At 41.2% G+C, this 274-nt stretch carries 1 protein-coding gene; it reads left to right on the forward strand.

Annotated features, from left to right (window positions below; all coding sequences use genetic code 11):
• Positions 1 to 215 precede the first annotated feature (215 nt).
• Positions 216 to 274 (forward strand): DUF645 family protein (locus GOU96_RS18505; protein WP_324702140.1); only part of this gene is annotated, 59 nt, incomplete at its 3' end.

Below are 274 nucleotides of genomic sequence, written 5' to 3' on the forward strand. Positions count from 1 at the left end.
GGTGGTATGCGTTGTCAGCCCCTTAGGCGGGCGTTAGTTTCTATGTAGAAAAAATCATCAAGAACTCAGCTTGAACGTTTTGAAAAATCAGCTTTTAGCTTTCAACTTGCACAATTTGGTTTTTGAGTTTCAGGCTGATGCTGCTTTGGTAGAAAGTGTTGGAAGTTCAGTAGCTTCAAAATCGCTGAAAACCCACAAGTTTCGATGCTTCAATATTGTCGGATGTTCAACACGGTCAGTTTGGTTTCACAAATAGCTGCATCATGGCTGTGAT

This window comes from Vibrio sp. R-1, from assembly GCF_035615595.1.
Lineage (GTDB): Bacteria > Pseudomonadota > Gammaproteobacteria > Enterobacterales > Vibrionaceae > Vibrio > Vibrio cholerae.